The sequence below is a fragment of the Streptomyces sp. NBC_00986 genome (assembly GCF_045162565.1).
Lineage (GTDB): Bacteria > Actinomycetota > Actinomycetes > Streptomycetales > Streptomycetaceae > Streptomyces.
The window spans coordinates 9,854,143-9,871,948 of record NZ_CP108733.1; the positions used below are offsets into that span (position 1 = coordinate 9,854,143).

19 protein-coding genes and 1 riboswitch are annotated in these 17,806 nt (G+C 69.4%); of the genes, 10 read left to right on the top strand and 9 right to left on the bottom strand.

Annotation, left to right across the window (positions count from 1 at the left end; genetic code table 11):
- Both OG504_RS44175 and bioB read right to left on the bottom strand, forming a co-directional pair.
- Nucleotides 1-1,293, bottom strand: coding sequence for an adenosylmethionine--8-amino-7-oxononanoate transaminase (locus OG504_RS44175; RefSeq protein ID WP_405994803.1), 1,293 nt, complete (start codon nucleotides 1,291-1,293; stop codon nucleotides 1-3).
- Nucleotides 1,286-2,494, bottom strand: coding sequence for a biotin synthase BioB (gene bioB, locus OG504_RS44180; RefSeq protein ID WP_405994804.1), 1,209 nt, complete (start codon nucleotides 2,492-2,494; stop codon nucleotides 1,286-1,288). The genes OG504_RS44175 and bioB overlap by 8 nt, the downstream gene beginning before the upstream one ends.
- Before the next feature lie 146 nt (nucleotides 2,495-2,640).
- On the opposite strand from bioB, the gene OG504_RS44185 reads away from it, so the two are divergent.
- Nucleotides 2,641-3,768, top strand: a complete 1,128-nt coding sequence (locus OG504_RS44185; protein WP_405994805.1) for an 8-amino-7-oxononanoate synthase — start codon at nucleotides 2,641-2,643, stop codon at nucleotides 3,766-3,768.
- Nucleotides 3,769-3,812: 44 nt separating this feature from the next.
- On the opposite strand, the gene OG504_RS44190 is transcribed toward OG504_RS44185, so the two are convergent.
- The gene (locus tag OG504_RS44190; protein ID WP_405994806.1) at nucleotides 3,813-4,037 is read right to left on the bottom strand and encodes a DUF397 domain-containing protein; all 225 of its coding nucleotides are present in this window, start codon (nucleotides 4,035-4,037) and stop codon (nucleotides 3,813-3,815) included.
- 9 nt (nucleotides 4,038-4,046) lie between these two features.
- Nucleotides 4,047-4,916, bottom strand: coding sequence for a helix-turn-helix domain-containing protein (locus OG504_RS44195; protein WP_405994807.1), 870 nt, complete (start codon nucleotides 4,914-4,916; stop codon nucleotides 4,047-4,049).
- A 212-nt stretch (nucleotides 4,917-5,128) separates the two neighbouring features.
- On the opposite strand from OG504_RS44195, the gene OG504_RS44200 reads away from it, so the two are divergent.
- Nucleotides 5,129-5,587, top strand: coding sequence for an ATP-binding protein (locus OG504_RS44200; RefSeq protein ID WP_405994808.1), 459 nt, complete (start codon nucleotides 5,129-5,131; stop codon nucleotides 5,585-5,587).
- 84 nt (nucleotides 5,588-5,671) lie between these two features.
- On the opposite strand, the gene OG504_RS44205 is transcribed toward OG504_RS44200, so the two are convergent.
- From OG504_RS44205 to OG504_RS44215, 3 genes are all read right to left on the bottom strand, one after another.
- On the bottom strand, nucleotides 5,672-6,145 hold the full coding sequence (locus OG504_RS44205) for a C40 family peptidase (protein ID WP_033278230.1): 474 nt from the start codon (nucleotides 6,143-6,145) through the stop codon (nucleotides 5,672-5,674).
- Between the two features lie 3 nt (nucleotides 6,146-6,148).
- Nucleotides 6,149-6,328: riboswitch (cyclic di-AMP (ydaO/yuaA leader) on the bottom strand.
- A 339-nt stretch (nucleotides 6,329-6,667) separates the two neighbouring features.
- Nucleotides 6,668-6,976, bottom strand: coding sequence for a hypothetical protein (locus OG504_RS44210; protein ID WP_390168918.1), 309 nt, complete (start codon nucleotides 6,974-6,976; stop codon nucleotides 6,668-6,670).
- Between the two features lie 7 nt (nucleotides 6,977-6,983).
- The gene (locus tag OG504_RS44215) at nucleotides 6,984-7,619 is read right to left on the bottom strand and encodes an ATP-dependent Clp protease proteolytic subunit (RefSeq protein ID WP_405994809.1); all 636 of its coding nucleotides are present in this window, start codon (nucleotides 7,617-7,619) and stop codon (nucleotides 6,984-6,986) included.
- A 63-nt stretch (nucleotides 7,620-7,682) separates the two neighbouring features.
- On the opposite strand from OG504_RS44215, the gene OG504_RS44220 reads away from it, so the two are divergent.
- The 8 genes from OG504_RS44220 to OG504_RS44255 all read left to right on the top strand — a co-directional run bounded on the left by OG504_RS44220 (nucleotide 7,683) and on the right by OG504_RS44255 (nucleotide 14,886).
- Entirely contained in the window at nucleotides 7,683-7,979 is a 297-nt protein-coding gene (locus OG504_RS44220; protein ID WP_366437279.1) for a type II toxin-antitoxin system Phd/YefM family antitoxin, read from the top strand.
- Between the two features lie 310 nt (nucleotides 7,980-8,289).
- Nucleotides 8,290-8,592 carry an urease subunit gamma gene (locus OG504_RS44225; protein ID WP_019059531.1) on the top strand — a complete coding sequence of 101 codons (303 nt, stop codon included), beginning with the start codon at nucleotides 8,290-8,292 and terminating at the stop codon, nucleotides 8,590-8,592.
- Between the two features lie 9 nt (nucleotides 8,593-8,601).
- Nucleotides 8,602-8,913 carry an urease subunit beta gene (locus tag OG504_RS44230; protein ID WP_328684781.1) on the top strand — a complete coding sequence of 104 codons (312 nt, stop codon included), beginning with the start codon at nucleotides 8,602-8,604 and terminating at the stop codon, nucleotides 8,911-8,913.
- Nucleotides 8,906-10,627: an urease subunit alpha gene (locus tag OG504_RS44235; RefSeq protein WP_405994810.1), complete on the top strand. Its 1,722-nt coding sequence runs from the start codon at nucleotides 8,906-8,908 to the stop codon at nucleotides 10,625-10,627. The genes OG504_RS44230 and OG504_RS44235 overlap by 8 nt, the downstream gene beginning before the upstream one ends.
- The gene (locus tag OG504_RS44240; protein WP_405994811.1) at nucleotides 10,627-11,301 is read left to right on the top strand and encodes an urease accessory protein UreF; all 675 of its coding nucleotides are present in this window, start codon (nucleotides 10,627-10,629) and stop codon (nucleotides 11,299-11,301) included. Before OG504_RS44235 ends, OG504_RS44240 begins: the two co-directional genes overlap by 1 nt.
- A 407-nt stretch (nucleotides 11,302-11,708) precedes the next feature.
- The gene (gene ureG, locus OG504_RS44245) at nucleotides 11,709-12,386 is read left to right on the top strand and encodes an urease accessory protein UreG (RefSeq protein ID WP_405994812.1); all 678 of its coding nucleotides are present in this window, start codon (nucleotides 11,709-11,711) and stop codon (nucleotides 12,384-12,386) included.
- Nucleotides 12,374-13,141 (top strand): urease accessory protein UreD, encoded by a 768-nt coding sequence (locus tag OG504_RS44250; RefSeq protein ID WP_405994813.1) that lies wholly within the window; start codon nucleotides 12,374-12,376, stop codon nucleotides 13,139-13,141. The genes ureG and OG504_RS44250 overlap by 13 nt, the downstream gene beginning before the upstream one ends.
- A gap of 164 nt (nucleotides 13,142-13,305) precedes the next feature.
- The gene (locus OG504_RS44255; protein ID WP_405996585.1) at nucleotides 13,306-14,886 is read left to right on the top strand and encodes an alpha/beta hydrolase; all 1,581 of its coding nucleotides are present in this window, start codon (nucleotides 13,306-13,308) and stop codon (nucleotides 14,884-14,886) included.
- Between the two features lie 94 nt (nucleotides 14,887-14,980).
- On the opposite strand, the gene OG504_RS44260 is transcribed toward OG504_RS44255, so the two are convergent.
- Nucleotides 14,981-15,700: a lysophospholipid acyltransferase family protein gene (locus OG504_RS44260; protein ID WP_405994814.1), complete on the bottom strand. Its 720-nt coding sequence runs from the start codon at nucleotides 15,698-15,700 to the stop codon at nucleotides 14,981-14,983.
- A 203-nt stretch (nucleotides 15,701-15,903) separates the two neighbouring features.
- Nucleotides 15,904-17,781, bottom strand: a complete 1,878-nt coding sequence (locus OG504_RS44265; RefSeq protein ID WP_405994815.1) for a phospholipase C — start codon at nucleotides 17,779-17,781, stop codon at nucleotides 15,904-15,906.
- Nucleotides 17,782-17,806 lie beyond the last annotated feature (25 nt).

Consider the following 17,806-nt stretch of genomic DNA (forward strand, 5'->3'; position numbering starts at 1 on the left):
TCATCCCTCCCGTGCCGCCGCGCGCACCGCGCGGGTGATCCGAGCCAGGTCGGCGTCGCCCGTGACGTACGGCGGCATCGTGTAGACGAGGTCGCGGAACGGCCGTAGCCACACGCCCTCGCGTACGGCCGCGTCCGTGGCGGCCTTCATGTCGACGGCGTGGTCGAGTTGGACCACGCCGATGGCGCCGAGGACGCGGACGTCCTGGACGCCCGGGATCTCCCGCGCCGGGGCCAGGCCCTCCCGCAGGCCCGTCTCGATGCGCTTGACCTCCGTCAACCAGTCCTGGTTCAGGAGGAGTTCGAGCGAGGCGCAGGCGACGGCCGCCGCCAGGGGGTTGCCCATGAAGGTGGGGCCGTGGGCCAGGACCGGTACCTCGCCCTGCGAGATGCCCTCGGCCACGCGTGACGTGCACAGCGTCGCCGCCATCGTCATGTAGCCGCCGGTCAGCGCCTTGCCCACGCACATCACGTCCGGGGTCACCGCCGCGTGCTCCGCGGCGAACAGCGCGCCCGTGCGGCCGAAACCCGTCGCGATCTCGTCGAACACCAGCAGCACGTCGTGCGCGTCGCACGCCTCGCGCAGCACCCGCAGATAGGCGGGGGAGTGGAACCGCATCCCGCCCGCGCCCTGCACCACCGGCTCCACGATCACCGCGGCCAGTTCGTGCGCGTGCCGCCCGATCAACTCGCGCAGATGGTCGGCGTACGACTCCTCGTACTCGGTCGGAGGCGCGTCGGCGAACACCTGGCGGGGGAGCACCCCGGACCACAGCTCGTGCATCCCGCCCTCGGGGTCGCACACCGACATCGGCTGCCAGGTGTCACCGTGGTAGCCGCCGCGCCAGGTCAGCAGGCGCTGTTTCGCGGGGCGGCCGAGCGAGCGCCAGTACTGGAGGCACATCTTCACCGCCACCTCGACCGACACCGAGCCCGAGTCGGCGAGGAAGACGTGTTCCAGACCGTCCGGAGACATGTCGACAAGGAGCTTCGCCAGCCGTACGGCGGGCTCGTGCGTGAGCCCGCCGAACATCACGTGACTCATCCGGCCGAGCTGCTCGCGCGCGGCCTCGTCGAGCACGGGGTGGTTGTAGCCGTGGATCGCCGACCACCAGGACGACATCCCGTCGACCAACTCGCCCCCGCCGTCCGCCAGTCGGAGCCGCACCCCGCTCGCCGACTCCACGACGAGCGGGTCGGCACGGCCGGGCATCGGACCGTACGGATGCCAGACGTGCCGCCGGTCCAGCTCCAGCAGCTCCGGGACGGGCAGGCGGCTGATCGGGTCAGGCATTGGGCGCGATGTCCGTCCCGGCACCTCGACGGCGTACGGAGACCAGGTCACGGCGTACCTCGTCGACCTGCGGCGCGGGAGCGGCCGTAGCGGCGGAGCTGGAGCCGCAGACTCCGGCGCCCTCGTGCGACCCGCAGCCGGCACCTTCGTGGGACCCGCATCCGGCGTCCTCGTGCGAACCGCAGCCGCCCACCGTCGCCCGGTGCTGCGGCAGCGTCACCTCGCCCGCGCCCTCCACCTCGAAGCCCGCGTCCGCGATCATCTCCAGGTCGGCGTGGCCGGCCTGGCCCTCGCTGGTGAGGTAGTCGCCGAGGAAGATCGAGTTGGCGAGGTTCAGGGCGAGGGGCTGCATCGTTCGCAGGTGGACCTCGCGGCCGCCCGCGATACGGACCTCGACGTCCGGGCAGACGAACCGCACCATCGCGAGGATGCGCAGACAGCGCTGCGGGGTGAGGTGCCACTCGGCGGCGAGCGGGGTGCCCTCCATCGGGATCAGGAAGTTGACCGGCACCGAGTCGGGGTCGAGATCGCGGAGGGAGAACACGACGTCGACCAGGTCCTCGTCCGTCTCACCCATGCCGGCGATCAGGCCGGAGCAGGCGGACAGGCCGGCCGCGTGCGCCTTCTGCACGGTGTCGACGCGGTCGGCGTACGTGTGGGTGGTCGTGATGTCGCCGTACGTCGACTCGGACGTGTTGAGGTTGTGGTTGTAGGCGTCCGCGCCGGCCTCGCGCAGCCGGTCGGCCTGGCCGTCGGAGAGCAGGCCGAGGCAGGCGCACACCTCGACGCCCTCGTTCTGGTCCTTGATCGCCTTGATGGTGCCCGCGACCCGGTCCACGTCCCGGTCGGTCGGGCCCCGGCCCGAGGCGACCAGGCAGACGCGCTTGGCGCCTCCCGCCACACCGGCGGCCGCGGCCTTCGAGGCATCGTCGGGTTTCAGCCATGTGTACTTCAGGATGTCGGCCTTGGAGCCCAGCCGCTGTGAGCAGTACGAGCAGTCCTCGGCGCACAGGCCGGACTTCAGGTTGACGAGGTAGTTGAGCTTCACCCGTCGGCCGAACCAGTGCCGGCGCACCTTTCCGGCCGCGGCCACGACATCCAGCAGGTCGTCGTCCGAGGTGGCGAGGACGGCGAGTGCTTCCGCGCGGGTCGGCAGCTCGCGCCGAAGCCCCTTGTCCACGAGCGTGTTCAGCAGGTCCATGAGGCCCGATCCTGTCCTACGGGACCGCTTGCGGCCAAGGAGAGAATGCACAAGACATGGCCCCGGGCATGTGGGTATCACCACACCATGGGCGGCTCGTCGTCCGATTAGTGTCTGTGCACTGCCTACAAAAGCCCGGAGGAACCATGGCGTTCGGCTGGATCGACGAGCAGGCGGAGCAGCGCCGCCGCGCCGGGCTCGTACGGACGCTGCGGCCCCGTCCCGCCGACTCGCCGCTCCTCGATCTCGCGAGCAACGACTACCTGGGTCTGGCTCATCACCCCGAGGTCGTCGAGGGCGCTGCCGATGCGGCGCGGACCTGGGGCGGCGGGTCCACCGGGTCGCGGCTCGTCACCGGTACGACCGAGCTGCATGCCCAACTGGAGCGCGAACTGGCCGAGTTCTGCGGGTTCGAGGCGGCCCTCGTCTTCTCCTCCGGGTACGCGGCCAACCTCGCCGCGGTCACCACCCTCGCGCCGCACGGCTCGCTGATCGTCTCCGACGCGGGCAACCACGCCTCGCTGATCGACGGCTGCCGGCTGGCGCGGGGCGCGACCCAGGTCGTAGGGCATGCAGATCCGGACGGGGTGCGCAAGGCGCTGCGGACGCACGACGGGCAGGCCGTCGTGGTGTCCGACTCGGTGTTCTCCGTGGACGGGGACGCGGCTCCGGTCGGGGTGCTCGCCGAGGCGTGCCGGGAGCATGGGGCCGGGCTGCTGCTCGACGACGCGCACGGGCTCGGGGTGCTGGGCGCGGGTGGCCGTGGGGCGCCGTACGCGGCGGGGCTCGCGGGGGGTGAGGACGTGGTCGTGACCGTGACCCTGTCCAAGTCGCTCGGCAGCCAAGGCGGTGCCGTGCTCGGGCCGGCGCGGGTGATCGACCATCTGGTCAACGCGGCGCGGACGTTCATCTTCGACACGGGACTGGCGCCCGCGGCGGCCGGTGCGGCGCTGGCCGCGCTCACCCTGCTGCGGCGCGAGCCCGAGCGGGCTGCCCGGGCCCGCGCCGTGGCGGGTGACCTGCACGCACGGCTGACCGCCGCGGGTCTGGAAGCGGTACGTCCGGACGCCGCCGTGGTCTCGGTGCGTGCGCCGTCCCCGGAGGCGGCCGTGCAATGGGCGGCCGACTGCCGTACGGCAGGGCTGGCCGTGGGCTGCTTCCGTCCTCCTTCCGTGCCCGACGGCATCTCACGGCTCAGGCTGACTGCCCGAGCGGACCTCTCCGGGGCCGAGATCGAACGCGCTGTACGTGTGATCGGCGAGACGCGACCATGAGTCGGCGTGACACGGTCGTGCGTCGCTGATGACGGGGGAAGCGATCAGTGGAACGCGCTGAGGAAACCCGTCCAGCTCTCGGGGGAGAACAGCAGGGCGGGTCCTTGCGGGTCCTTCGAGTCGCGTACGGCGAGCAGCCCCGCGCGGGGGCCTGAGCGCGGACGAGCCGCCTCGACGCAGTTGTTCGCTCCCGTGCTGTAGCTGCTGCGCAGCCACCGCACACCGGACAGTTCAGAACTGGAAGGTACGTTCCGAGGCAGTGCAGACATGGTGCCTCCTTACGCGCCGTCACCTATCCCGGCGATGTAATCCGACGAATCCTCGGGCGAAAGGGCGTGGAACTGAAGGGTGTTGAAGGCCTCGCTGTAGGCCTCTAGGTCTTCTTTCCGTTCGAGGTAGAGGCTACTCGTCAAGTGGTCTAGAACAACCACGTCCAGATCAGAAGTGCTCGGAAAGGAGAAGATAACGAAAGGTCCGGTGATGCCGATGTGTGCTCCTGCGGCGAACGGCAGTACCTGAAGCCTCACTTGGGGCAGCTCGGCCGCCTCCACGAGCCGGTCCAGCTGACGTGCCATCACCCCCGGCCCGCCGACCTCGCGCCGCAGCACCGCCTCGTCGAGGACCACGCTCAGGGCCAGCGGCGGATCCGCGCGCAGCACGTCCTGCCTGGCCAACCGCACCTGCACCAGCGCGTCGAGCCGCTCGGGGCCGTCGTTGTCGAGGCCTCCCACGGCGGCCCGGGTCACCGCACGGGCGTACTCGGGCGTCTGCAGCAGGCCGGGGACCACCGAGGTCTCCAGGGTGCGGAGTGTGCTGGCCTGGGACTCCAGGCTGATGAAGTCCCGGTAGGCGGGCGGCAGTACACCGCGATAGGCGTGCCACCAGTGGTGGCGGCCGCCGCCGTCGTCGGAGCCGGCCAACACGAGGAGCATGTCCCGAAGTTGTGGGTCGCCGACCTGGTAGGCGTCCAGGAGTAACCGGACGTCGGGCGCTTTCACGCCACTCGCGCCGGTCTCGATGCGGCTCACCTTCGACTGGTGCCAGCCGACCAGCCGGGCCGCCTCACCGCTGGTGAGCCCCGCCTCCGCACGCAACGCGCGGAGTTCGGCGCCCAGTTTCCGGCGGCGCACCGCGGGACCGTACTGCATGGGTTTCTCCTTACTCCTTCCGAGCCGCCCAAATACGGTCTGGGGTCGCAGAGTTCACCGCTTCGAGCGACAGATATATGCATATCTTGGTGGATCGCCACCGTTACCGACGCGGTAATGGCAGTCTGGCGAAGAAGCACCAGTCCGGGACCGTACTCGAACCATCCGCTCCGTGTCGGACACCGGTCCCGCGGGAAAGGGACGACCGCGCCATGGCAGACCATCTGGAAGCATCCGTCACTCTGCCGAGCGATCCCGCCTCGGTCTCCACCGCCCGCACCTATGTCGTCGGGACCCTGGTGGAATGGGGACTTCCGGCGGACACGGAGGTCGCCGACACCATCCGCCTGATCGTCTCCGAACTCGCCACCAACGCCGTACAACACACCTTCGGGCAGTCACCCACCTTCACGGTGGACATCCAGCTGGAGCGTGACGAACGGCTGCGCATCGGGGTCACCGACAGCCACCCCCGGTTCCCGAAACGCCTGCCGGCCGCCGTCCAGCAGGACAACGGCCGGGGCATGGTGATCATCCGCTGGCTGACCGCGGAGTGCGGCGGCAAACTCAAGGTCCGGCCCACCCTGGAGGGCGGCAAGACGGTCTCCATCGAGGTGCCCTGGACGGTACCGGCCCGGCCGGTGACCGCCGCGGGTCAGCAGGAGCCGTAGAACAGTGTGGTGAACGTCCCTGGACACCCGAGGGGGTGGTGGCCTGTCAGGTGGCCGCCACCCCCTCGGGAGATTCGGACAGGCCTAGCTGACCCGGCCGTACCAGACGCTCTTGGTCCAGATCTTCTGCAGCCTCACCACGTCCCCGGTCTTCGGGGCGTGCCAGATCTTTCCCTTGCCGGCGTAGATGCCGACGTGGTAGACGCTGGAGCCCGAGTGGAAGAAGACGAGGTCCCCGGCCTTGCGGCTCTTGGCCGAGATGTGGTGGGTCTTGTTGTACTGCTGGGCCGCCGTACGGGGCAGTTTCTTGCCCGCCTTCTTGTACGAGTACAGCGTGAGCCCGGAGCAGTCGAAGCGGCCCGGTCCGGTGGCCCCGTACCTGTACGGGGCGCCCTTCTTGGACGCCGCGACCTGGAGTGCCTTCGTCGCGGGTGTCGCGGCCGCGGCGTCGGATGCGACGCCCGGTATCACGACGGAGCCGCCCACGGCGGCGATGGCGAAGGCCGAGGCCGTACCGGCCCTGACCATCAGCGACGGGACACGATTGAGCGCAGTCATGCGCAACCCTTCGTCAGCCGCCTGTGAAGGATGACCTGTCGGATTCGGGCTGGCGAAGTTGCCCGGCCGCTGACGCGGCTTCACCCCAAGGGCTGCTCGACCCGGTCATGGCGTGACCGTCCCGGCGACCCGTCGTGCCTGGGTCCTCCACTCCTGCCGATGCAATCCTGTCGACCTGTCATCCGGGCGGCGGCAGGACTCGGCGTCCGCCCGGATCGCCCCGCCGCTGTGGCGGGGTCTTGTCGTCAGACAGGGATCTTCACCTATGAATGTCCGAAAAGCCCAACGGAACCGGGGATTTGTGGGGTTACTCACCACTCACCCGTTCGGCTGAACGCAACGGTGTTCGAGGGAGTGTCGAGGGGGGTGTGACGCTCGGACCAGCGCCGGAACAGTTCATCCGGGCCTCGGGCTACGCGTGTTGCGCAACCCGGACGGCCGTATGGACGGAGTCGCGACTACGCCGATCGGGGGTACGTCGTTCGGCTCGTTTCGACGTCGTTCGGGACAGCTTCGGGTCCGTCAACTGTCGGAGGGCGAGGGCAGGGTGACGCGCGCCGTGCGGCGCTCCCCGTCCAGCACGCGCAGCGCCCGCGCCAGCGTGGGGGCGTGCAGCTCGGTCTCGCCCCGCTGGTGCATCAGCGCCAGCGCGTCCCGGAGCTCGGCGGCCTTGGCCACGAGCGCCTGAGCGGCCCTCAGGCCACGGTACGTGTCACCGTTGTGCGCCGGGTTGATACGGCCCAGCAGGTCGGCCACATCCAGGTAACGGTCGATCAACTCGCCCTCGGCGCGCGTCAGTGCGGGCAGCGGCGGCAGTTCCGGCGGCAGCATCGTCGGCTCACTCCCCGCCCGGCTCGGTGAGCGAGGTCTTGCGGGTGGCCACGATCCGGTCCACCAACCCGTATTCCAGGGCCTGTTGGGCATCCATGATCCGGTCCCGCTCGATGTCCGCGCTCACCTGCGCCACCGTCCGGCCCGTGTGCAGGGCCAGCAGTTCCTCCAGTTGGACCCGCGTACGCGCCAACTCCTCGGCCTGGATGGCGAGATCACTCGCCTGACCCTGGATCGGCTCGGGGAGCGAGGGCTGGCGGAGCACCACTCGCGCACCCGGCAGCGCGGACCGCTTGCCCGGGGTGCCCGCCGCCAGCAGCACCGCCGCGGAGGTGCCGGCCTGGCCGAGGCAGGTCGTCTCCACGTCACACGTGACGAACCGCAACGTGTCGTAGATCGCCGACATCGCGCTGAACGATCCGCCGGGCGAGTTGATGTACAGCGAGATGTCCCGGTCCGGTGCCTGGTACTCGAGGTGCATGAACTGGGCCATCACGTCGTTCGCCGAGATGTCGTCGATCGGCGTCCCGAGGAAGACGATCCGCTCCTCCAGCAGCTTCGAGTACGGGTCGAGGGTCCGGTGGCCGGCGCTGGTGCGCTCGGTGAACTCGGGCAGGACGTGACGGGCGGACGGTCGGGTCATGGGTACCCCTCCTTCGGCATCTGTAAGAAATGTACAGGACGTACATGACGTTATGATGGGGGTATGGCCTACGAGATTCCGGTGACACAAGCCAGGGCTGAGCTCGCCGACCTGATCAACCGGGTGGTGTACGGCGGTGAGCGCGTCGTCGTGACGCGGCACGGCAAGCCCCTTGTCGCGCTGGTCTCCGCCGCCGACCTGGAGCGACTCGACGAACTCGACAAGCTGGACCGCCTCGACGAGCCGGCCGAGGAGCAGGTGATCAGCTCCGTCTCGCGTGTCCACGAGGTCGCGTCCGCTCCCCGCGAACGCCAGCGGTTCGGTATCGCGGCCGAGCACCGGGGGCCGAATCCCTCGTAGCGGCAGGTCGCGCGAGGGGCCGTGCGCGGGGCGGCTCTACGTGCGTAGATGTGATTGTCCTGATCACAGCTCGGTTAACTTGCTTGAAACTCGGTCCAACTAGCCTGCCGATCCACGCCACCAGGGACTTTGCCCAGGTGGCTGAGCGCGTCCGGCGAAGTCGGCTGCGGTTCGGCAGCGCCCCGACGGGGCGCGGGGAACTGCGCGACCAGCCACGACGGGCCTTCGGACGACGTCCCGCACTCCGAGCGGAGCGTTTAGGCGGCAGCCGGACCCCGCACGGTCCGGAGCGAGGACTGTGAGGTGGGACGTGCAACTGACCCCGCACGAGCAAGAGAGGCTGCTGATCCATGTGGCGGCCGACGTGGCCGAGAAGCGCCGGGCCCGTGGTCTGAAGCTGAACCACCCCGAGGCGGTCGCCCTCATCACGTCGCACATCCTCGAAGGCGCCCGTGACGGCCGGACCGTCGCCGAGCTGATGTCCTCCGGGCGCAAGCTGCTCACCAGGGACGACGTCATGGTGGGCATCCCCGAGATGATCCACGACGTACAGGTCGAGGCGACCTTCCCGGACGGCACCAAGCTCGTCACCGTCCACGACCCGATCGTGTAGGAGGCCTCGATGATTCCCGGCGAGATCCTGTTCGCGGACGACCCGATCGTCTACAACGCGGGCCGCGAGGTCACACGGATGACCGTCCTCAACGCCGCCGACCGGCCCGTCCAGGTCGGCTCCCACTACCACTTCGCCGAGGCCAACCCCGGCCTCGAGTTCGACCGTGCCGCCGCGCGCGGGCAGCGGCTCAACGTCGCCGCCGGTACGGCCGTGCGCTTCGAGCCGGGGATCCCCGTCGACGTCGAACTCGTCCCGCTGGCCGGTGCCCGGATCGTGCCCGGACTGCGCGGGGAGACCGGAGGTGCCCTCGATGCCTGAGATCTCCCGTGCCGCGTACGCGGACCTGTTCGGGCCGACCACCGGCGACCGCATCCGGCTCGCCGACACCGATCTGCTGATCGAGATCGAGGAGGACCGCAGCGGCGGTCCCGGACTCGCCGGTGACGAGGCCGTGTTCGGCGGCGGCAAGGTCATCCGCGAGTCGATGGGCCAGGCGCGTGCCTCCCGCGCGGAGGGCACCCCCGACACCGTCATCACCGGTGCCGTGATCGTCGACCACTGGGGCATCGTCAAGGCCGACGTCGGCATCCGCGACGGCCGCATCACCGGCATCGGCAAGGCCGGCAACCCCGACACCATGGACGGCGTCCACCCCGACCTGGTGATCGGCCCCGAGACCGAGGTCATCGCCGGCAACGGACGCATCCTCACCTCCGGCGCCGTCGACGCGCACGTCCACTTCATCTGCCCGCAGATCGCCGACGAGGCACTCTCCGCCGGGGTCACCACCCTGGTCGGCGGCGGCACCGGACCGGCCGAGGGCTCCAAGGCGACCACGGTCACCCCGGGCCCCTGGCACCTCGCCCGGATGATGGCGGCGATGGAGCAGTATCCGCTCAACATCGGCTTCCTCGGCAAGGGCAACACCGTCTCGCACGACGCGATGATGTCCCAGATCCGAGGGGGAGCGCTGGGACTGAAGCTGCACGAGGACTGGGGCTCGACTCCCGCCGTCATCGACGCCTCGCTCACCGTCGCCGACCGCACGGGCGTCCAAGTCGCCATCCACACCGACACGTTGAACGAAGCGGGGTTCGTCGGCGACACCCTCGCCGCGATCGCCGGACGCGGCATCCACGCCTACCACACCGAGGGTGCGGGCGGTGGGCACGCGCCGGACATCATGACCGTGGTCTCCGAGCCGCACGTGCTGCCCAGCTCCACCAACCCGACCCGGCCCTACACCGTCAACACCGCCGAGGAACACCTCGACATGCTGATGGTCTGCCACCACCTCAACCCGGCGGTCCCCGAGGACCTGGCCTTCGCCGAGTCCCGCATCCGCCCGTCGACCATCGGCGCGGAGGACATCCTCCACGACCTCGGCGCCATCTCGATCATCTCCTCCGACGCGCAGGCGATGGGCCGGGTCGGCGAGGTCATCATGCGGACCTGGCAGACGGCGCATGTGATGAAGCGGCGGCGGGGGGCGCTGCCGGGTGACGGGCGTGCGGACAATCACCGGGTACGGCGTTACATCGCCAAGTACACGATCAATCCCGCCCTCGCGCAGGGCCTCGCCCGCGAGATCGGTTCCGTCGAGACCGGCAAGCTCGCCGACCTCGTGCTGTGGGAACCACCGTTCTTCGGGGTCAAGCCGCACCTCGTCATGAAGGGCGGACAGATCGCGTACGCGCAGATGGGCGACGCCAACGCGTCCATCCCGACGCCTCAACCCATCCTGCCGCGGCCGATGTTCGGGGCGATCGGACGGGCGCCGGCCGCCAACTCCTTCAACTTCGTCGCCCAGTTGGCGATCGAGGACGGGTTGCCCGAGCGGCTCGATCTCGGGAAGAAGTTCGTCGCGATCGAGTCGACGCGTGGGGTCACGAAGGCCGACATGCGGGAGAACGATGCCCGGCCTCGTGTCCAGGTCGATCCCGACAGCTTCGCCGTGCACATCGACGGGGAGCTCGTCGAGGCGACTCCGGCGGCCGAACTGCCCATGGCCCAGCGGTACTTCCTCTTCTGATGTCCAGGGGAGCGTTGCTGGTTCTGGCCGACGGGCGCTTTCCCGCGGGGGGGCATGCGCACTCCGGCGGGGCGGAGGCTGCCGTCAAGGCCGGGCGGGTCACCGGGGCGGACAACCTCGGGGAGTTCTGCCGGGGGCGGTTGCACACGGCCGGGCTTGTGTCCGCCGCGTTGGCCGCTGCGGCTGTACTCGGCGTTGATCCGGGGGAGTTGGACCGCGCTGCGGATGCGCGGACTCCTTCGCCCGCGTTGCGGGTGGCCTCGCGGAAGCTGGGGCGGCAGTTGATGCGGGCGGCTCGGGCCACCTGGCCGTCCGCCGAACTTGACGCCCTGGCGCGGGAGTTCCCCAAGGGGGCGCATCAGCCGGTGGTGTTGGGGTTGGTGGCTCGGTCGGCTGGGTTGGGGCCGGTGGATGCGGCGTACTGCGCGGCGTACGAGAGCGTGAGTGGGCCGGCGTCCGCGACGGTGCGGTTGCTGAGTCTTGATCCGTTCGACGCTACGGCTGTACTGGCCCGGTTGGCGCCGGAGTTGGACCTTGTCGCCGATCGGGCGGTTGAGGCGGCTCGGGGTGTGCTCGACGAGGGGGTTGACGTGCTGCCGTGTGCGTCTGCGCCCTTGCTGGAGATCGGGGCGGAGGTGCATGCGGCTTGGGCTGTGCGGTTGTTCGCGTCGTAGGGGTTTTCTCGCCCCCGCCGCCCCTACCCGTCCCATCCCCAGGGGCTCCGCCCCTTCGACCCCGCCAGGGGGCTCCGCCCCTTCGACCCCGCCAGGGGGCTCCGCCCCCTGGACCCCCGATCGGCCTGGACGGCCTCGTCCTCAAACGCCGGACGGGCTGAGTGGTGCCGGCCCCGGTTTACAAGGACCCGGAGCTGCACAGCGCCGTAGGAAACAAGGCCCGAAGCCGCAAGGCCCCGAATCCGTAAGGCTCTGAAGCCGCGAGGCTCTGAAGTCGCAAGAGACCGAAGCCGCAGGGCCCCGAAGCCGCCAGACACCGAAGCCGCAAGAGTCTGAAACCGCGAGGCCCCGGAGTCGAAAGAGACCGAAGCCGCCAGGAACCGTAAGAAACCAGAAGGAGCCGCCCCATGCATCTCGACCACACCCACGACGGCCCCGCCGCCGTCAGTGCCGACGCTCACCGTCCCGACGGGACCCACCGTGCCCTGCGTATCGGGCTCGGTGGGCCTGTCGGATCGGGCAAGACCGCTACCGTCGCCGCGCTCTGCCGGATCCTGCGGGACGAGCTCTCCCTCGCTGTTGTCACCAACGACATCTACACCCGCGAGGACGCCGAATTTCTGCTCCGGGAAGCCGTGTTGCCGCCTGAGCGGATCACCGCCGTCGAGACCGGGGCCTGTCCGCACACCGCTATCCGGGACGACATTTCCGCCAACCTCGAAGCCGTGGAGGATCTTGAGGACGAGGTCGGGCCCTTGGATCTCATCCTTGTCGAGTCCGGTGGGGACAATCTCACCGCCACCTTCTCCAAGGGGCTTGTCGACGCGCAGATCTTTGTCATTGACGTGGCCGGTGGGGATGACATTCCGCGCAAGGGTGGGCCGGGAGTGACCACGGCAGATCTGCTTGTCGTCAACAAGACCGACCTTGCGCCCTACGTCGGGTCCGATCTGGGGCGGATGGCCGCCGACGCCAAGGCTCAGCGGGCCGAACTGCCCGTTGTCTTCCAGTCGTTGAGGAGCGAGGCCGGGGTCGCCGACGTCGCCGGCTGGGTGCGGGAGCGGCTTGCCGCGTGGACGGTGTGATCGTGACCGGGGTGCGGGCCACCGCGCGGATCGTGGCCCGGGAGGACGGACGGGGCGGTACCGCGCTGCCCGTGTTGGAGGGAGACGGGCCGCTTGCGTTGCGGCGGACCCGGGGGAGTGGGGCCGAGGCTCAGCTCATGCTCGTGGGGGCCATGAGCGGGCCGCTCGGCGGGGATCATTTTGCTGTTGAAGCGGATGTTGAGCGTGGGGCCCGGTTGCGGGTCGGGTCCGCTGCCGCCACCATCGCCCTGCCCGGGCAGGCGAAGGGGGAGTCTCGGTACGACGTGAGGATCCACGTTGCCGAGGACGGCGAACTGCATTGGCTGCCCGAGCAGTTGATCTCCGTGCGCGGTAGCGATCTGTACGTCACCACACGCGTCGATCTCGCCGGCTCCGCCCGGCTCGTGTTGCGTGAGGAGCAGGTGCTCGGGAGGGTCGGGGAGGAGCCCGGGCGGCTTACCAGTCGGCTCACTCTGCGCATCGCCGGACGGACCGTGCTTGATCAGGAGTTGGCCTGTGGGCCGGGGGCGCCGGGCGGCTGGGACGGGCCCGCCGTGCTCGGGGGACATCGCGCTGTGGGGCAACTCCTCGTCGTACGGCCGGAGTTCACCCAGGAGCCGGTCGCGGCGCGCATGCTGGGGGAGTGTGCGAGCCTCGTGCCGCTCGCCGGGCCCGCTGTGCTGGTGAGTGCGATCGCCCCCGACGCGCTGCGACTGCGGCGGGTGCTGGACGAGGCGATGTCGATCCTCGGGTGAGTATCCGCTGAGCGGTACGGATGTTTCCGCTTATCGGATTGGTAAAGAAGGTCAACTGCCTCTGTTCTCAGGTGGCTCACAGCCGCGAGGATCCTCCGAGACCATTTCGCAACGATGTACGGGGAGGGGCCCACTTGAGGCACAACAGACCGAAGAGCCGGGTGATGGCGTTCGGTTCGGCCGGATTCGCGGCGGCGGCACTGATAGCCGGTGCCGTGGTGGCACCCGCGGCCAACGCGCAGACCGGCCAGACGGCGGGGCACAGTCAGGATCGTGCGGCCGCCCAGGGCGCCGCGCTCACCGCCGCCCGCGCCGCCAAGGCCGGGATCAACTGGCAGGACTGCCCCGCCGATTGGGCGCTGGCCAAGCCGGTCCAGTGCGGGTGGGTCACCGTGCCGATCGACTACACCAAGCCGAACGGCAAGAAGATCAAGCTCGCCGTCGACCGTGCTGTCAGCACCGGGACGAAGGCCGAGCGCCAGGGCGCGCTCGTCTACAACCCCGGCGGTCCCGGCGGCTCCGGACTGCGCTTCCCGCTCCGGGTCACCACCAAGAACCCGCTGTGGGTCAACACGTCCAAGGCGTACGACTTCGTGGGCTTCGACCCGCGCGGTGTCGGCCACTCGGCGCCCATCTCCTGCATCGACCCGCAGGAGTTCGTGAAGGCGCCCAAGGCGGACCCGGTACCGGACAGCACCGCCGACAAGAACGCGCAGCGCAAGCTGGCCCGTGAGTACGCCGACGGCTGCGCCAAGCGCACAGGCCGCACCATGCTCGCGCAGATGACCACGCCGAACACCGCGCGCGACCTCGACGTCATCCGCGCAGCCCTCGGCGAGAAGAAGCTCAACTACCTGGGCGTCTCCTACGGCACCTACCTCGGCGCCGTCTACGGCACCCTGTTCCCGAGCCACCTCCGCCGCATGATCGTCGACAGCGTCGTCAACCCGGCGCAGGACAACATCTGGTACGAGGCCAACCTGGGCCAGGACGTCGCCTTCGAGGGCCGCTGGAAGGACTGGGAGGACTGGGTCGCGAAGAACGACGCGGCCTTCCACCTGGGCACCACGCGTGCCGCCGTCCAGGCCAAGTGGCTCCAGCTGCGCGCCACCGCCAAGAAGAGCCCGCTCGGCGGGGTCGTCGGTCCGGCCGAGCTGCTCGGCTTCTTCCAGGGCGCCCCGTACTACGACTCCTCGTGGGTGCCGGTCGCCACCGCGTTCAGCAAGTACTTCGCCGGTGACCCCCAGCCGCTCATCGACGCGGCCTCGCCCGACCTGTCGGACACCGCGGGCAACATCTCCTCGGAGAACGGCAACGCCGTCTACACGGCCGTCGAGTGCACCGACGCCAAGTGGCCCACCAGCTGGGCGAAGTGGGACAAGGACAACACGGCGCTCAACAAGCAGTACCCGTTCTTGACCTGGTCCAACGCCTGGATGAACCTGCCCTGCGCCACCTGGCCGGTCAAGCAGCAGTCGCCGGTCAAGGTCAAGACCGGCAAGGGTCTGCCGCCCGTCCTCATCGTGCAGTCGCAGCGCGACGCCGCCACGCCGTACGAGGGCGCGGTCGTCCTGCACAAGAGCTTCAAGGGCTCCCGGCTCATCACCGAGAAGGACGCCGGTTCGCACGGTGTGACCGGTCTGGTCAACCCGTGCATCAACTCCCGTGTCGACGCCTACCTGTTGACCGGCAAGCTCGACGCGGCCGACTTCACGTGCACCCCGCACGCGACGCCGGTGCCGTAAGCAGCAAGTCGTAGGCAGTAGTTGTACGTGGTGAGGGGCGGCCGGTGCTGAACCGGCCGCCCCTCACTCACATCGACTCAGGGTTCTCGGGGCCTCAACTCAGCGGCAGGCGCGGGAACTTGCGTTCCTTCGCCGCAGCCGCCTCCTCCGCCTTGGCGACCGCCGCGTACTGGTCGACGTACTCCTGCTCGGAGAGCATGAGGATCGCGTACATGATCTCGTCGGTGATGGCGCGCAGGATCGCCTTCTCGTTCTCCATGCCTTCGTAGCGGGAGAAGTCGAGGGGCTTGCCGAAGCGGATCGTCACGGGGTGGATCCTGGGGATGACCTTGCCGGGCGGCTGGGCCTCGAAGGTGCCGATCATCGCGCAGGGGATGACGGGGACTTGGGCCCGCAACGCCATGACCGCCACGCCGACCTTGCCCTTGTAGAGGCGGCCGTCGTGGGAGCGGGTGCCCTCGGGGTAGATGCCGAGCAGCTCGTCCTTGCTCAGGACGCCGAGGCCCTCGCGGATCGCGGCCTGGCCCGCCTCCTTGCCGGAGCGGTCGACCGGGATCTGGCCCGCGCTGCGGAAGAAGGTCGCGGTGAGGCGGCCGCGGATGCCGGGGCCGGTGAAGTACTCGGCCTTGGCGAGGAAGGTGATGCGGCGCTTGAGGACCGCCGGCATCAGGAAGTGGTCGGCGAACGACAGGTGGTTGCCGGCGACGATCGCCGGGCCCTCCTCCGGTATGTGGTCCAGGCCCTCGATCCGGGGGCGGAAGACCAGTCTGAGCAATGGCCCCAGAATGACGTATTTCAGGAGGTAGTAGAACAAGGGGGGTCGCTCCTCACTCCGGCGGGTCGGCTCGACCGACCTGTTCTCGCAGGTCACCCGGTACCTCGTGAGCTGTCAGTGTAGGGGCAGGCGCCGTCCGGTGGAACCGGGGCGATCAGGTCGCCGTCGACACGACCGAGGGCGGCGAGGAGATCGTCCTCGCCGCCCTCGGTGCGGGCCAACCGGCCCCGGTTCTCGGTGACTTACAGGGCCGCGCTACGGCTCCTGCGGCGGTACACGGCGAACGCCGTGGTCGCTCCCACCGCCGTGAGCAGACCGGCGCCGATCGCGACCGGCAGAGCCGTGGAGGAGTCGCTGCTGGCGGCGACGTTCTGCGCCTTCAGGTCCTGGACGTACGCCGGGTACGGGGCCTTAGTCGCCGTCGACGACGTCTGCGTGTAGTGCGGGATGCGCTTGACCGACTTCACGGAGCCATTCGAATTCAGCAGCACCTGCTTGTTGTTGGGGTGCCGGAAGTCGAACATGCCGCCCAGGGTGCCCGCCCGCTGGTCGAAGGACGCGTCACCGATCCGGCCGGTGTGCCAGTTGTCCTCGATGAACTGCGTGATCGACGCCTGCTCGGTGGCGGTGTGGTCGATCTTGTCGACCTTGCTGTACGGCGAGATGACCAGCAGCGGCTGCCGGGTGCCGGGGCCGCAGCGGTCGGCGTAGCCACCCTTGGCGGCCGGACCGGCCTGGCAGGCCGGGCTGTCCGTGGCCTTGCTGTTGGAGCCGACCGTAGAGTCCTTCGAGCCGTTCAGGACCTTCGAGGAGACGTGGTCGTACCAGCCGTCGGAGTCGTCGTAGGCGAGCACGACCGCCGTCGACTTCCACTCCGGCGACTTCTGAAGAGCGTTGATCTCCTTGATCAGGAAGTTCTGCTCGTCGGTCGGGTCCGAGTAACCGGCGTGCCCGTCCTGGTACTCGGCCGCCTTCAGGAAGCTCACCGCGGGAAGGTTGTCGGCCTTCAGCGCGGCGTCGAAGTCGGTCAGGTCGTAGTTGTGGTTCGCGCGGCCGTTGTGCCCGATCTCGGCCACGGACTTCGGCGCCAAGTGGTGCGGGTTCGACGTCGACTTGTAGTACTCGAACGGCTCGTGGTGCGCGCTGTAGTCCTCCGACGCGGCGCCGCCGACGTTGGTGTGGGTGGTGCCGGCGCACTGCGCGTAGTCACCGCTCTTGCCGTCCCACGCGGTGCTGGGCCGGAAGCCGCCCTGGAACCAACCCCAGCTCACGTTCTTGGAGTTGAGCAGGTCACCGATGTTCTTGCCCTGCATCTCCGCGAGCGCGCTGGTCGCGGTGTGATCCTTGTCCGAGCAGTCGTCGAAGGCCGGGTCGGGGTCGTTGATGACCGTGCCGACGCCCTTGGCGTTCGGGGAGACCACGGCGTACGAGTCCGGGGTCGTCGTCTGCTTCGGGTTCTCGGTGCCCGAGGCCGGGTCGACGGAGATCACGCCGTGCGTCTGGCCCGATATCAGGTTCAGCGCGCCGGGCGTCGAGGGACCGAAGTTGGAGCTGAACGAGTGGTCGTTGAGGGCGTACTGCTGGGCGTAGTTCCACATGCCCGTGACGGTGTTGCCGTCGTAGTAGTCCATCACCAGACCGGGCTCACCGAAGAGGCCGGTGCACTTGTTGACCTCGGTGTTCTCGACGTACTTGTCGGCCTTGCCGCCGTCGGCCGCGTACTGCTCGGGGCCGTAGGAGTGGTTCTGGTCGCAGGTCATCGCCTGCGAACTGCTCAGCCGCGTGGGCGTGTAGAGGTTCGGGTTCTTCTTCAGCAGCCCGGCGTTGAGCAGGTTGTCGGCCTTCGGCGTGTGCGCCGCGGCCTTGAACTTGGTGCCGTCGGTGTTCGCGGCCTTGGGGTAGGTGGCGAAGTAGTGGTCGAACGAGATGTTCTCGTCGTAGATCACGACCACGTGCTTGATCGGCGTCGACGTGTGCGTGCCGCCCGAGGGCTGGTGGCCGTTCGAGGCCGCCGACGCGGGGACCACCCCGCCCGCGGTGGCCAGGGCCGCGGCGCCGAGCAGGGCGCCCACGCGCGTCAACCGGCGCCGTGCACCGGGGTTACTTCCTTTGCCGATCATGCTGTCTCGCCTTCCGGGAGCAGTG